The 14,653-nt window shown below is 45.7% G+C and carries 15 protein-coding genes; 9 read left to right on the forward strand and 6 right to left on the reverse strand.

Going from position 1 to position 14,653, the window contains the following annotated elements; translation table 11 throughout:
- The first annotated feature begins 33 nt into the window (after positions 1–33).
- The gene (locus Q4Q54_RS18075) at positions 34–1,461 is read left to right on the forward strand and encodes a GNAT family N-acetyltransferase (RefSeq protein WP_311989181.1); all 1,428 of its coding nucleotides are present in this window, start codon (positions 34–36) and stop codon (positions 1,459–1,461) included.
- 133 nt (positions 1,462–1,594) lie between these two features.
- On the opposite strand, the gene Q4Q54_RS18080 is transcribed toward Q4Q54_RS18075, so the two are convergent.
- Both Q4Q54_RS18080 and Q4Q54_RS18085 read right to left on the reverse strand, forming a co-directional pair.
- Positions 1,595–2,218: a LysE family translocator gene (locus Q4Q54_RS18080; RefSeq protein WP_006082123.1), complete on the reverse strand. Its 624-nt coding sequence runs from the start codon at positions 2,216–2,218 to the stop codon at positions 1,595–1,597.
- A 198-nt stretch (positions 2,219–2,416) separates the two neighbouring features.
- The gene (locus Q4Q54_RS18085; RefSeq protein WP_311989182.1) at positions 2,417–2,932 is read right to left on the reverse strand and encodes a hypothetical protein; all 516 of its coding nucleotides are present in this window, start codon (positions 2,930–2,932) and stop codon (positions 2,417–2,419) included.
- A 233-nt stretch (positions 2,933–3,165) separates the two neighbouring features.
- Here Q4Q54_RS18085 and Q4Q54_RS18090 point away from each other — a divergent pair, with 233 nt between their 5' ends.
- The 6 genes from Q4Q54_RS18090 (at position 3,166) to Q4Q54_RS18115 (ending at position 7,732) form a co-directional block, all read left to right on the forward strand.
- Complete coding sequence (locus tag Q4Q54_RS18090; protein WP_311989183.1) at positions 3,166–3,741, forward strand: YbhB/YbcL family Raf kinase inhibitor-like protein; 576 nt, start codon at positions 3,166–3,168, stop codon at positions 3,739–3,741.
- Between the two features lie 11 nt (positions 3,742–3,752).
- Complete coding sequence (locus tag Q4Q54_RS18095; protein ID WP_311890650.1) at positions 3,753–4,919, forward strand: L-dopachrome tautomerase-related protein; 1,167 nt, start codon at positions 3,753–3,755, stop codon at positions 4,917–4,919.
- Positions 4,920–5,073: 154 nt separating this feature from the next.
- Positions 5,074–5,550, forward strand: coding sequence for a VOC family protein (locus Q4Q54_RS18100; RefSeq protein ID WP_311989184.1), 477 nt, complete (start codon positions 5,074–5,076; stop codon positions 5,548–5,550).
- The gene (locus tag Q4Q54_RS18105) at positions 5,537–6,526 is read left to right on the forward strand and encodes a glycine betaine ABC transporter substrate-binding protein (RefSeq protein WP_311900422.1); all 990 of its coding nucleotides are present in this window, start codon (positions 5,537–5,539) and stop codon (positions 6,524–6,526) included. Before Q4Q54_RS18100 ends, Q4Q54_RS18105 begins: the two co-directional genes overlap by 14 nt.
- Positions 6,523–7,038 (forward strand): Atu1372/SO_1960 family protein, encoded by a 516-nt coding sequence (locus tag Q4Q54_RS18110; RefSeq protein ID WP_311900423.1) that lies wholly within the window; start codon positions 6,523–6,525, stop codon positions 7,036–7,038. Before Q4Q54_RS18105 ends, Q4Q54_RS18110 begins: the two co-directional genes overlap by 4 nt.
- Before the next feature lie 139 nt (positions 7,039–7,177).
- Positions 7,178–7,732, forward strand: a complete 555-nt coding sequence (locus Q4Q54_RS18115; protein WP_311989185.1) for a sugar O-acetyltransferase — start codon at positions 7,178–7,180, stop codon at positions 7,730–7,732.
- A 124-nt stretch (positions 7,733–7,856) separates the two neighbouring features.
- Here Q4Q54_RS18115 and hppD read toward each other — a convergent pair whose 3' ends face one another.
- Together hppD and Q4Q54_RS18125 are read right to left on the reverse strand one after the other, a co-directional pair.
- Positions 7,857–8,897 (reverse strand): 4-hydroxyphenylpyruvate dioxygenase, encoded by a 1,041-nt coding sequence (hppD, locus tag Q4Q54_RS18120; RefSeq protein WP_115334367.1) that lies wholly within the window; start codon positions 8,895–8,897, stop codon positions 7,857–7,859.
- A 97-nt stretch (positions 8,898–8,994) separates the two neighbouring features.
- Entirely contained in the window at positions 8,995–10,155 is a 1,161-nt protein-coding gene (locus tag Q4Q54_RS18125) for a homogentisate 1,2-dioxygenase (protein ID WP_107404327.1), read from the reverse strand.
- Positions 10,156–10,369: 214 nt separating this feature from the next.
- Here Q4Q54_RS18125 and Q4Q54_RS18130 point away from each other — a divergent pair, with 214 nt between their 5' ends.
- Positions 10,370–11,284, forward strand: coding sequence for a LysR family transcriptional regulator (locus tag Q4Q54_RS18130; RefSeq protein ID WP_311989186.1), 915 nt, complete (start codon positions 10,370–10,372; stop codon positions 11,282–11,284).
- Between the two features lie 256 nt (positions 11,285–11,540).
- Complete coding sequence (locus tag Q4Q54_RS18135) at positions 11,541–12,335, forward strand: TIGR00266 family protein (protein WP_311989187.1); 795 nt, start codon at positions 11,541–11,543, stop codon at positions 12,333–12,335.
- Positions 12,336–12,481: 146 nt separating this feature from the next.
- On the opposite strand, the gene Q4Q54_RS18140 is transcribed toward Q4Q54_RS18135, so the two are convergent.
- Entirely contained in the window at positions 12,482–13,753 is a 1,272-nt protein-coding gene (locus Q4Q54_RS18140) for a hypothetical protein (RefSeq protein WP_311989188.1), read from the reverse strand.
- 522 nt (positions 13,754–14,275) lie between these two features.
- On the reverse strand, positions 14,276–14,620 hold the full coding sequence (locus tag Q4Q54_RS18145) for a hypothetical protein (protein ID WP_107404328.1): 345 nt from the start codon (positions 14,618–14,620) through the stop codon (positions 14,276–14,278).
- Positions 14,621–14,653: the final 33 nt, after the last annotated feature.

Raw genomic sequence — 14,653 nt, forward strand, 5'->3', positions numbered from 1 at the left:
AGTTAAGATCCGTAAAGGACGAGAATTTACCCAATGAGACAGCTTATCTTGGCCTTTGCGAGCTCAATGTCGGACATATCGGCCAGTGCGTGGAATGCCGTTATGGGGGAGGCGAATCCCTTCTGTCGCCATGAGTTTTTGTTGGCACTAGAGCAAAGCCATTCGGCCTGCGCTGCAACGGGTTGGACGCCGCGGCATTTATGCGTGTTTGATGTGGGTGACAGATTAAATGATGTCGTAAGTACCGATAAAAGCTTGTCGCCTTTGGCTGCAGGAGCCCTGATAAGTCGGCAAGCGGCTAAGCACTTCAATCCATTATCGCTGGTGGCGGTGATGCCTTTGTATCAAAAGTCTCACTCCTACGGCGAGTATGTGTTCGATTGGGCGTGGGCCGAAGCCTATGAGCGCCATGGACTCGATTATTATCCTAAATGGGTGAATGCGATTCCTTTTACCCCAGTGCAAGGGCGCAGGATGGGCATTCATTCTGCATTCGATAGCGTTGAGCAACTGCGCGTGGCGCAATTACTGCTGCTGACATTGAATCGTCGGCTGACATCAGAGCTGTTTGCGTTAGAGCCCTGTGCTTTAGAGAAAGGTGATGCGGTTTTTGATGAGTCAGAGCTTAATCAACCCGTTGTCGATCAGCCCGTTGTTGATGAAGCTGATCTTGATGGATCAGTACAAAGCGTTAAAGAGCAGGGCGACAGCCCAATTTCTTCATGGCATAGCTTATTTGTTACCCCAAGCCAAACACCGTTATTTGAAGGCTCGCCCAATCCGCTGTTAAAACGCTTAGGGACTCAGTTCCATTGGCATAATCGCGGTTATCGTGACTTTGATGATTTTCTGGCGGGTTTTAGTTCGCGCAAACGTAAGAATATCTTGAAGGAGCGGGCGCAGTTACAGCCTTTTAATCTTAAGTTTCACTTTGTCGAAGGTGAACATATTACTGCTTCGCAATGGCAGACGTTTATTCAGTGTTATCAATTAACTTACCTTAAACGCTCCGGTCATCGCGGCTATTTAACGCCAACCTTTTTTCAGCAGTTGGGGGCACAACTTGCTGCACAAGTTTTACTGTTGGTGGTCGAGGATGGTAAGGGCGAGATGGTAGCAGGCGCCTTGTATCTCAAAGGCGAGCATGCCTTAGTGCAGCAATGCTTATATGGCCGTTATTGGGGCACAACGGTTGAGCTCGACGGCTTGCATTTTGAGGCCTGTTATTACCAAGGTATTCAATACTGTATTGAACATGGGTTCCAGATGTTTGATGCGGGCGCACAGGGCGAGCATAAGGTGCTGCGCGGCTTTGAACCTGTTGAAATGTATTCCTACCATAATATCGCCCACTTAGGATTTAGGGCGGCGATTGCCGACTTTGTTGAGCAAGAAGCACAGCAAATGCAGCAATATATGGCGCAGATGCGAGCTGTTTTGCCCTACAAAAAAGAGCCCTAATAAAAGACCGAGTTAACGGGACATTATTGGGCTCTCATTTATGTCGTGCTTGTTCAACCTATGTAGTACAACCTAAGCAGTTCTATCTAAGCTGTTAATTCAAACGGTTAGCTATGAATATTGGCTATGAATGTTAGCTCATGGCTAACCACACGCCCACGCCTATCATCAGGCTGCCTGCAATGCGGTTTAACCAGCGAATATTATCGCCACGACTTAGGAAAATACGCAGGCTTTTGCCGCCGCTGGCGTAGGCGAGCATAGAGGTAAACTCGGTCACCATAATAATGCTCAGCAGTGCGAGCAGCTGCGGCGCAACGTCGCGCTCGGCATTGATAAAAGGCGGCAGTAGCGACACCATAAATGCCCAACCTTTAGGATTGGCAATGGCGGTAATAAAGCCTTGGGAGATCAAGGTTAAATTGCTGGCTCTGGGGTTAGTGTCGTCATCGCTTAACATGGCCATCTTACCGCGGGCGCGCCACATTTGTACGCCGATAAAGCCTAAATAAATCCCGCCAACCCATTTAAAGATTTGAAAGACTTCGGGATAGTTGAGCATGATACTGGCAACGCCCATCACGGCGGCTGTCGCCACTAACGCCACCCCTACTAGTTCACCCAGCATCATCCACAGGGTGCGGCGCACACCTATGCTCATGCCTAAGGTCATGGCGAGCGTCATACACATGCCCGGGGTGATAGAAACAAAGAAGAAGGTCGGGATAAACACTGCAAGTAAGGCAAAATCTGGCATGGTTTGGTCTGTCTTGGGTGAAGATGGGAAGGCCGATAGTGTAATGAAAACCGCGGGTTTAGCCAATGCGCTTGTTTTGGCCTGACAACACATAAATGTAATCGGTTGTGTTAGCGAACGATATTGTTTGTCGGTTACCCATTTGGGGTGTGAGCGGTTAGTGCACTGGCGTGAATTATGTGCAGAGTCATCCTGCTGCTAACAAGATAAGATTTTGATTTCAGGTTTTGTTTCAGTATCGATCAAATACACGCTATCGGCACCCACAATATAATAACTGTATAGACTCTGGTAAATATGTTCGCCTAATTCGCCATAATAAGGACGACGTGCATTTTTTACCGACTTCCATATTGGCCAAGGTAAAGAAAAATAATAGGACCTGGATGGGTTTGTCATATTTAAATCGGTATCGATAGGGAATGGCGTATTGATTTTTTCATTATTGATATTACTGCCTAAATCATCATTCAGATTAACATGGATACTATTTGAACAAGTTTGATAACTTGATTCATCAATCACCAGAATTCCTGCGATCGTTGGGAAATGAATTTCCATCGAGAACGCACTGTCATTAGGCTCTTGCCACAGTAAGGTCAAGGATAACCCCTCTAATCTGCAGCTCAAATCAGGATGGGGTTTAAGCTTTCTTTCTGCGGGGAACCAAGGCTGATAGCTTGCCTGAGTCATAGCGCATTCTTGTTCGGTCATTAGGTTACTCGCTTAATTATCGTTATCTTGCGGCTTACCGTTATTCATTCACTCGTGCCGCCAATACTATAATCGAAAAATAATGCTGAAGCATGTTTAGATTATCTAATAATTTTTGAAACTCATATCAGCGAGACACGACTTATCAATATTTATTTGATTGATATGCTAACCCCATTCTTAAATTAATTATCAATAACTGTTATAGAACAGTTTAATAATGGATTCTGCATATGATCAAATCATCTCTATCTGCAAGTAAATATACATTCTTACTGAGTGTTATTTTGGCTGCCAGCATTAATAACGTTATGGCTGACAACAGTACCAAAGTGTTTAGTTTACAAAGTAATCTTGCCGATAATTCAAGCTTCCCTCCTGAGTATTTTTGGAATCAATTTGGTTGTTCGGGTAACAATATCGCGCCGAGTTTAACTTGGCAAAATGCACCTGCTGGCACCAAAAGTTTTGCTGTCACTTTTTATGACAAAGATGCACCTACTGGCAGTGGTTTTTGGCATCGTGTTGTGTATGACATTTCTGCAAAAGCATCGACTCTCGCTGGTGGTGTGAATGGTGGAGCGCTACCCAGTGGTGCCATTGAAGCTAATACCGATTTAGGTAAACCTGGATTCTTTGGACCTTGTCCACCAGAGGGACGTGAACACAGCTATGTATGGACAGTGCATGCTTTGGATGTGGCGCAGTTGCCGATAGACAAGGGATCAACACCCGCTTTGGTGGGATTCTATCTTTGGCAGCATAGATTAGGCGAAGCAAGTTTAACGCTTTTAGCTGGCCCACGTTAGGAGGAATGAAGATGACCATATTATCTACGCGCATTACATACCCCATGTTATCAAAGGCTTTTACTCTACTGGCAAGCAGTTTGTTGTGTTCTCACTCATGGGCGACACAGACTGAGCCGCTGGCAAAAATGGAAGTCTTTGCCGAACTTGATGGGGCTGTGGGCGGTATTACTTTCACATCAGATGATCGATTGATTTTCAGTTATCACCCTTTCTATCAACCTAACATTAAGGTGGCAGAGCTTTTAGCGGATGGTAGTACTAAGCCATTCCCTAATTCGGATTGGCAGCAATGCCATGATCCGCAGGGCAAAGCGAAAGAACCTGACACTTGCCTTAATTGGGTGTTGGGGCTGCGAACCGACGATCAAGACAGAGTTTGGCTATTAGACTCTGGCCAGCAGGCGCCACGTATTGAGCCTAAATTAGTGGCGTGGGATACCAAGAAAAACCAATTAGATCGCATTATTCATTTGCCCGCGCCAGTCTCTCTTCCTGAGTCACAACATAATGACTTTGTTATCTCATCTCGACACCAAGCGATTGTGATTGCTGATGAGGGGATTGGCACGGGTCCCATTGGTGAAAAGGCTGCGTTGGTGGTTGTGGACTTAAATACAGGGAAAAGTCGGCGCCTATTACAGGGTGATAACAGTGTGATGCCAGACTTACAGCGGCCACTGATTATCGATAAAGACTCAAAAGATAGAAAGCAGATTGAAGTCTATGTGGGTGCCGATGGTATTGCTTTAGATAAAACCCAAACATGGCTCTACTTTGCCCCGATGAATAAAGACAAAGTTTACCGTGTGCGGATGACAGATCTCATCAATCCTTCGTTAACGCCTGCGGCACTCTCTGCCAAAGTGGAGGCTTATGCCGATAAGCCCGACAACGGTGGCTTAAGTATTGATGAAGCGAATAATTTGTATCTAACGGAAGTGGGAGAGCGGGCAATTGGCGTGATCCCTGCTGATTCTCGCCAGTATCGCACTTATGTCCATGATGAACGTATGGTTTGGCCCGACGGTGTGAGTTATGGCAAGCAAGGTTATTTGTACTCTGGGGCTGCGCAATTACCGTTATCGGCGCCATTAAATAATGGCAAAGCTGAAAACAGTCCACCTTATTATATTTTCCGTTTTAAGCCGTTAGCGGCGGGCGTTCGTGGTAATTAATCCGAACAATTAATCTCATCAATTAATTTTATAACCTTACGCCAAGTGCTTATCTTAACTGAATTTATTCACACGATTTTTGCGGATTAAAACGGTTTGGATTCGCACTTGGTTATACCGAGTCACTGAGTCACGACACCCAGAGGATGACATTATGAACATAGTCGGATTGGATCACTTTACTATCAGAACGCCCAAACTGGTTGAAACGCTGTTGTTTTATCAAGACATCCTTGGATTGAAATTAGGTTGGCGGCCACAGTTTGGTTTTCCCGGACATTGGCTCTATGCATCAAATAAACCCATTCTGCATTTAGTGGAAGCGGGCGATCAGGCGCTAGAGGCCTACTTAGGGGAAAGTAGAAATATTTATGGCTCGGGACGTGTTGACCATTTGTCGTTTCGTGGCAAGGATTTACAGCAGATGCAGCAGCATTTATGCCAGCAGAGGATGATTTTTCAGGAACGAATCGTGCCTGAGGTTGGTGAGCATCAGTTGTTCCTTGAAGATCCGAATGGCATCAAAGTAGAGATGATATTCCCCTATGCAAAAGACAACGCCATCATTGGAATTGTGATGGATAGGCTCGCTATTTCAGACACCAAGGAGCCTGAACATGGCGGAGATTAATGCCTTCAGACGGCAACTATTACAAACGCTGGGATTGGGCAGTTTGGCATCATTGGCATTATTTCCTCGAGGTGTGATAGGTATGAATTCATTGAATACGAGTACAAATATGGAGAGCTCACAGGGTAAGCCGAAGATTCGCATGGGAGTGACGGACTTAAGTTTTCATCGAGTCACCGCCGCTGTGGTGGCCCATGTGATAGGCATTATGGGCAAAGAGGTTAAACGAAGCTATGCATTGCACGAGGCTAATTTTGAGCAGCTAGGCGAAGGCAAAGTGGATATGCTGTGTTCAGCATGGTTGCCCCATAGCCATGGGATTTATCGACAAGGTGTCGAAGAGCGAATTGCTACGCGGCAACTCGGGCTACATTATGAGCCCTATGCGCTCTGGGGCGTACCCGATTATGTGCCTGCTGAGCAAGTGTCGAGCATTGAGGATTTACTCAAGCCTGACGTGCAGCAACGTATGCGGCCGATCATTCAAGGGATTGGTGAGGGGGCGGGGATCACGCGATTTTCTAAAATTATCATGACGCAATATGGATTAACGGCGGCGGGTTATCAATTTAGAACAGGCACTCAGGCCGACTGTGTCGCCGCTTTTGAGTCTGCCGTAGCGGTAAACGAGTGGGTGATCGTTCCTTTGTGGCATCCACAATTTTTACACCATCAATACGGTATTCGCGATCTTCAGGACCCCAAAGGTTTACTCGGGGGAAAAGATAAAGCGGTATTGCTCGCCCGTGAACGCGAGTTAGTGGTTAATTTCTCGCCCGCACAAATTCAGGTACTTGATAACATAGTATTATCGAATCAAATGGTTGCAGAACTCGATTATGCGGTTAATCGACAAGGAATGACGGAAGATGAGGCCGCTGCGAACTGGCTGACAGTCAATCCTCAGCATTTGACGACCTGGTTAGCCCCGTTGCTTAATCCTGCGAAAGTCTCATATCAGGAGGTGACATTATGATGATCACACCTGAATCGCGGCTTGTGGCGGCTGGGCTTGAACTACCTGAGGTTGCTGCGGCTCTTGGGAATTATGAACCCTATTCAATTGTCGGCAGTCAGTTAATGACTTCGGGTCAGTTTCCCTATTTAGAGGGCGAGCTTCAGTATCAAGGACAATTGGGCGCCGATCATACTGTGAGCGAAGGCTACGCTGCCTGTCGTCTTGCGACCCTAAATGCCATTGCCCAATTGAAACAGGCTTGCGGTGAGCTTTCGCGGATAAAACAAATTTATCGCTTGGAAGGGGTGTTAAATGTGCATCAATCTTGCTTTGAACATCCTAAAGCGCTCGATGGGGCTTCGGATTTATTGCTTGAAATCTTCGGTGAAGCAGGGCGTCACAGCCGAATGATTTGGACAAATCCTGTCATGCCGCTGAACAGTTTGTGTCTAGTGTATTTATTTGCAGAACTCTATTGTGATGACGAACAAAGGCAACGACCTTTCTCTCGATTGAAATCGAGTTCTTGAATGTGACTCACATTGGCTGTTAGTTAAATGTTCTGTCAGCAAGATGGGTAGTTCATTCAATAGCATATAAGGCAGTTCTTGAACTTTCATTAATCGATTGTTAGGGTTAGGTCATCATGGATGGAATGTTGACAATACGATGACTGAGAAACAAAAAATGTTGGCGGGTCAGCCCTATAAGGCATGGAATGATGAGCTATTGGCTGAGCGGATGCGGGCGAAATCCGTTTGCCATCAGTTTAATCTGGCCGAACCGACTCAGCTTGATGCGCGTATGGATCACCTTCGTGGCCTGCTCGATATTCAACACTGCGCCCATATTGAGCCTAATTTCTTTTGTGACTACGGTTATAACATCCATATTGGTAAACAATTTTATGCTAATCATAATCTAACCATATTGGATGTTTGCTCAGTCTCGATTGGCGATAACGTGATGTTTGGTCCCCATGTGATGATTTCTACCGCAACGCATCCGATTGATCCCATCGCGCGGCAAACGACGGAATACGGCGCGCCAATTCAAATCGGCAATAATGTCTGGCTTGGCGGTAACGTCTCTGTGTTGCCCGGTGTGACCATTGGCGATAATTGTGTCATCGGTGCCGGTAGCGTAGTTAATAAGAGCATTCCGGCGAACTGTGTGGCGGCTGGCAACCCTTGTAAGGTTATCAAACCCATCAATGTGGAATAATGCAGGAAGGTCGATGCCGAGTGATTGGCGTCAATGCTGATAGTGATTTAAATGACGATTTAGATCGTTATAGAAACAAAAACGGTACGCAGTGCGTACCGGTTTTTATTAGCAGGATGAAAACTTACAGTACGCCGCGGCGCATTTGATCCCGCTCAATCGATTCAAACAGAGCAGTAAAATTGCCTTCACCAAAACCTAAGTTATTTTTGCGTTGGATGATTTCGATAAAAATCGGTCCGAACAGGTTTTTAGTGAAAATTTGCAGTAAATAACCGGATTCATCGCCATCCACCAAAATTTGGTGATGTTTGATGCGCTCACGATTCTCAGTCACCTGCGGCAACTTCTCAAATATGGTGTCGTAGTATTCAGGGATAATGTCTAAGCATTGGATTGAACTGCCTTCCATCGCATCCAGAGATTTAACGATATCGCGACTTCTAAAGGCTAAATGTTGCACACCTGGGCCATTGTATTCCTTCAGGTATTCATCGATTTGGTTTTTATCGCTGCCTTTACCTTCGTTAATCGGAATACAGAAGCTGCCATCTGGCGAGCGCAGGGCGTAGGATACCAGCGCGGTTTGTACGCCGCTGATGTCAAAGTAGCGCACTTCAGTAAAACCAAAAATGTTTTTATAGAAGTTAGCCCAATGTTCCATTGTGCCTTTGTAGACGTTGTTGGTTAAGTGATCGACTTCGATAAAGCCTTTCTCTTGAGTGATGACTTGCTCGTCTAAGTCTTCAAAATCAACGGCATAGATATTGTTATCTGCGCCAAAGGTGTCGATGAAATAAATCAAGCTGTCGCCAATGCCGTAAATCGCAGGATAAGGCAGATCTTTATTGGCATCATCGGCGGGTTTTGCACCACGTTCAACGGCAACGCGATAGGCAAAGCCGGCATCTTCTACCCGCCAGCCCATAGAACAAATGGCTGGGCCGTGGGATTTAGCAAATTTAGCTGAGAAACCTTCGCGCTCAGTGTTGAGCAAAAAGTTAATGTCATTCTGTTTGTAGTACAGGATGTCTTTGTTCTTGGCTTTTTTCAGCAGTGAAAAACCAAAGTCGATAAAGACCTTGTGCATAAAATCAGTATCAGGGCTGGCGAATTCCGTGAATTCGATACCTAATAAGCCCAGTGGATTTAGTTCGCTTGCCATGATGTTTTCCTCATTATTTTAGTTCAACCGCCGACACTCTTTATCCCTTTTATTACCTTGGGATACGCAACCTTTTTGGTGCGCTGGTGGCTTAGGGCTAGTCTTCTAGCCAAGAGCGGTTGTAGTCTTTGCTCATGCAATTTTGTACATGTTCGGTTAATTTCAGTGGGGCGAACGTGTCCACCATCACTGCGTATTCATAGGTTTCTTTCTTGCCAATTGAGGCTTCAGTGCGGCCCGGTTGTGGGCCGTGGGCCACGCCTTTTTGATGTAAGGTCATGTAACCCGCTTCAATGCCCGTACGGCTCATAAAGTCGCCATCGACGTAATACAAGACTTCGTCGCTATCGATGTTGTTGTGGTAATAAGGCGCTGGAATCGATTTCGGGTGGAAATCGTAAGGGCGCGGCACGAAGTTACAAATCACAAAGTTATGGGCAGTAAAGACTAAGTGATCAGAAGGCGGCAGATGGATTTTGCCTACCTTTGGCGCGTATTCGGTAATGTTGAATGCCCAAGGGTAAACACAGCCATCCCAACCCACTAAATCAAAGGGATGCCATTCAAGTGTGGTGAGTTGGTATTTATCGCCAAACTTACACACTAAGGGGAAGGCGCCGCGCTCAACCACAGCATCTTGCAATGTAGGTACGCGTAAATCGCGCTCGCAATAAGGTGCCGATTCTAATAGCTGACCATACTCGTTACGGAAATGCTTAGGCACTTCCACCATAGAGAATGACTCGATAACGAACAGTCGCACATTGCTGTAATCGTTGAATTTAAGTTGATAAGTCGTGCCGCGTGGGATCACTAAATAGTCCCACTTTTGGACCTTAATCGTGCCGTACTCGCTGTAGAGTGTGCCTTCACCTTCGTGGACAAAAACCACCTCATCGGCATAGGCGTTACGGTAAAACTCGTCGGTATCGGCGGTGACTTTGGTGGTATAAAGTGCTAAGTCATTGTTATAAAAAATCTTGTTACGGGCGCTGAAAAAATTACCTTCACGGTCGGCATCGCGGGAATCGAGTTTATAGTTTTGGACCAGCGAGTCTTCCCAATTGGCACCGTGGCCTAGGCTGTAAGGTGCTACTTCCAACGCTTTGGTTGGCATGTTGTGGTGATATTTATTGGAATAAATATTGGAAAAACCATGGGTTGAGAACAACTCTTCACGGTAAAGCTCGCCGTTTTCCTTTTCAAATGCGATATGGCGCTTATGGGGGATCTGGCCTTGTTTCACATAAAATGGCATGGTTATTCCTTCAATATTGCGTTGCAGGGTTACCTACATCGCTGGTCGTTATGCTGCAAGTTGCATTAGTGTGATCTTGTTATCAATTTAGTTGCTTGAATGAACAAAAAAAAGAATAATAAATCCGTTATCTCAATCTAAAAATTAGATGGTATTCTAATCTTTACGAATCGTAGTGTTTCCGTGACATGTTCATAAGAGCCAAGGAGTGACCATGCGCATCGATATTGATGCTTTTAATGTGCTGCAAGTGCTGGTGGAAGAGGGCAGTTTTGCCAAGGCGGCGGAGCGGTTACACAAGGCGCAATCGGCGGTGAGTTATCAAGTTAAAAAGTTAGAAGAGCACTTAGGTGTGCAACTTTTTAGCCGTGAGCAATATCGTGCAGAGCTGACGCAAGAGGGCCGGGTGATTTTGGCCGAGGGGCGAAGATTGTTGCAACACCTTGCAAACATTGAACATCTTGCCAGCCGTTTCAGTGAAGGCTGGGAGCCAAAGCTAGAGCTAGTGATAGATGGAGCCTTGCCGATGGAGCCAATTATGACGGCTTTAAAGCGTATGGCTGAACATCAAATCCCCACTAAAATTCAGCTCAATATGGAATTTTTAGGCGGCGTACAACATAGATTCGAGCGGGATAATGCCGACTTGATGTTAGTGAAAGATTATCGCACTGGCCCCTATTATCATCCGCAACCTTTGCCAGCCATCACCAGTGTGCTGGTGGCCAGTGCTTCGCATCCTTTATCTTTTATTCGCGAAATTAGTTTGTCTGAACTGCAGCAACACGTGGAATTGACTATCGAAGACTCTTCGCCCAATAAAAGTTACCGCGATGAAATGCAATTTGGCGGCGATAAAGTGTTTTATCTTTCAGGCTTTATCATGAAAAAGAACGCTTTGTTAAAAGGTTTAGGTTTTGGTTGGTTGCCAGACTTTCTCGTACAAGAAGAGTTGGAGAAGGGTGAGTTAGTTGAAATCGACTTTGTCGGTGGCAGCCGGTATACCTTTATTCCACAGCTCGTCTCGACCTTAGAGCGGCCTTTAGGCCGTGCGGGACAACTTTTTACCGAGTTGATATTAGAGGAGTTTGCTAAGGCTGAGCAGTTCAATGGTGTGGGTTTGGGTTGATAAGTCTTCACTTGTCATCTTTTGATACAAGTCATCGCATAAAATTATCGCATTTTGACATTTTATGTCATAGATTAATGCCTAGGTCAGATTAAGGCTTAGATTGAGAGTTAAAATAAGGCCTAAATTCAGACTGAGCTTAGATCTAGATTAAGGTCGTGATGAAGAGTGAAATTGAGCCGCGATAGCTAAAGAGTTGTCCATCTGGGTCAATCTAAAGGCTAGTAACAAGGAACTGACAGTTAAGGGGAACAGTATGTCTAGACGTTGTCATGAAGTGGATTATGAAATCATCGGCCACAGTATGCAGTTGATTGAAGTGGAACTCGATCCTAATGAAACCGTGGTCGCCGAAGCGGGCGCGATGAACTACCTAGAGCAAGACATTAGCTTTGAGGCCAAAATGGGCGATGGTTCTGAACCTGAGTCAGGCTTTTTTGGCAAGTTGGTGGGCGCGGGTAAGCGGGCGTTAAGCGGTGAGAGCATTTTTATGACTCACTTTACCAATCAAGGCAACCAAAAGCGCAAAGTCGCCTTTGCTGCCCCTTATCCGGGCACAATCCTTGCGATCGACTTAGCCGAATATGGCGGCGAGCTTATCTGTCAGAAGGACAGTTTTTTAGCGGCGGCGCTAGGTACACGGGTGACGATGAAATTTAATCGCCGTTTAGGCACGGGCTTTTTCGGTGGCGAAGGGTTTATTCTGCAAAGCCTACAAGGCGATGGCATGACTTTTATCCATGCGGGCGGCACCTTAGTGAAGAAAGAACTGCGAGGCGAAACCTTAAGGGTTGATACCGGTTGTCTGGTTGGATTTACGCCTGGGATAGATTACGACATTGAGCGCGCAGGCTCGTTAAAATCCATGGTATTTGGCGGCGAAGGCTTATTTTTAGCGACGTTAAAAGGTCACGGCACGGTTTGGCTGCAAAGTTTACCGTTCTCACGAATGGCAGACCGCATTATCGCCCATGCCCCATCTGCGGGTGGCAGTGATCGCGGTGAAGGTTCAGTGCTTGGTGGTCTTGGCCGCATGCTTGATGGGCGTTAAGCCCTAAGTTGAATCGATTTATCAATCACAGCACCATTTAGTAATCATGCTGTCTCTTCTTAAGGCATTCCAGATAATCCTCTGGGATGCCTTTTTAGTTGCAAGGTGTCCATTTCCTTCATCGTTTTAAGCGTTCTTAGCTGTCGTTAAGGCTGTGTTTGGCCGTTGTTAAGACTCTGCTGAATGCGTCTTTCCACCAGTTTCGATATCAGATACATCATTAAATAGCCTGTTCCCAAGGCTAAAATTACTGCGACGACATTCTCGGTATATAGGCGGTAAGCGTAGAAAGTACCGACCAGCACTGCGATACCAGCAAGGCGAATGAGTAGGCTTTGGGTAAAGTAGCCGTGGGCTTTGATATAGGCCAACTGATAGCCGTTGAGCATCATAAATATAAAAAACATGGAGAAATGCATTAATACAGGGGCCGCTTTAATGTATTGCTCGGGGAATAACCAAGCCACCAATGGCTTGCTCGCGAATATCATAGCGACGAAAAACACCCCGCTGATCCACAGGGAGACTTTAGTCAGCCATGACTTGATTTGTTGCACTTCATCAAAGCGTTTTTCTCGTACACACACTGCCACTTCGGGCAGCACAAAGCGGTAGATGGGGAAGACAAACAGCAAGGTGAGGTAAGTGATCATCGGCCGCACCACCACTTGGAAATCACCCAGTTCATCTATGCTGAAATAGGCAATGGTTAGCAATACTGTGATGTAAATCATCAAGATACTGGCACCCGCTTCCATGGACGCTGTCAGGCTTTTTTTCATGAAACTGCGTAAGCCCGTATCAAAATGCACCGCACTTAAGGGCGGAGTGGCGATATCTTTGCGCCGTTTTAAGTACATATATAAGGCAACGATGAGCGATGACAGTGTCATGCTGTAAAAGAGTGAGGTTATGGCCGTTTGTTTTAACCCATAGAAACACAAGAAAAAGCTGGTAACTTGCGCTATCGGTTCCAGCCAAGTCACTCGATTGGAGATGGCATATAGCCGGTACATAGCGATTTGATTGGTAAAATACACCTTGAGCCCCATGCTCAAAACAATGCCAACCAATTGAAAATATTCAACGTTAAGGTGAAGTTTGTGTTTGATATAGGGCAAGACTAAGCCCCATGTCAGCAGCACCATAGCGATCAAGCTGTAGCGGAATATATTGGTGATATCCACATCTTGCTTGGTCTGGGAGTAAGTCACCACCATAGAGGAGCGAAATCCTGTCATCAGGATCAGCGACAGTGAGATAATATCGATAACCGTGTGATAGAGAGCCAGATCTGCTTTAGCAACCCATTGTGCTAACCAAAGCTTAAAGAGAAAACCCACAGAAATACTGGCGAGTGATGCCCAGAATCCCGCAATAATCGCCTGCTTAACCCGTTGAAGTGAAGTGTGTTCCATTGTCAAAATCCAGCTTTAGTCTGCGGTCATTATAGGGATACTATGAGTGTCGTTAAGGTTTTACGTTAGTTGCATTAGTCGTTGCTTTGGCTGCTTTGGTTACTTTAGCTGCGTGAGTACCTTTTGATAACGCTTATCTGATTCGGTTCGATGCTATAACTTTATGCAAAGAGCTTGATACCAATGCTTTGATGTCAGGGGCTTAGCCTTCTGTTCAGGCTAAAACCTTGAGTACCGCCGAAGAAATTTCATTTAAGTTTATACGCATATTAGCACTGGCTGAGTCTAGCATTCAGCCGATAGGTGACCAAGCGTCTGATAGTAAAGATATGATAAATATCAGTATGTTGCTTAATTGTAACTGTAGTCATTAACTCGCGAGGAATTGTGGGATAAATAGAAGTACAGACAGGGGATAGGGTTGTGTAAGCATCATGATTTGGGATGATGGCACGCCCTAATTAGAACTGGGCGTGCTAATAAAACTGCAATGATTAGCCATTTCGCGCATGTCATGCGTGACTATTCGGTAATGATATTGACGATATCGAGGATTTTACGACTGTTGTTATCGAGTTTGATCAATGCGCCTTCAACTTGGATGCTAATAATGCCATCTCTGTCTAAGGGCACTATGATACGACCGCGGTCATAAATATCATGCTCAAGCACATCACCACGATGGAGTTTTTTCTGCCAACCGGGTGGTAAACGTTCACCGTGGTCGACCTTTTTCTGTAATCCAGGTGGTAAGCCTTTCTCTTTTTTGTGGTGCTCGTGTTCATGGTCATCTTTAGCAAAAACTGAGATAGGTGCCATTAAGCTGAGCACGAGTCCTGCGATAACCACTGACGTTGATTTATTCATCTGTGCTCCAAAGGGGCGTTGAGAGTGCATTGA

It is taken from the genome of Shewanella sp. SP2S2-4 (assembly GCF_031932025.1).
Classification (GTDB): Bacteria; Pseudomonadota; Gammaproteobacteria; order Enterobacterales; family Shewanellaceae; genus Shewanella; species Shewanella baltica.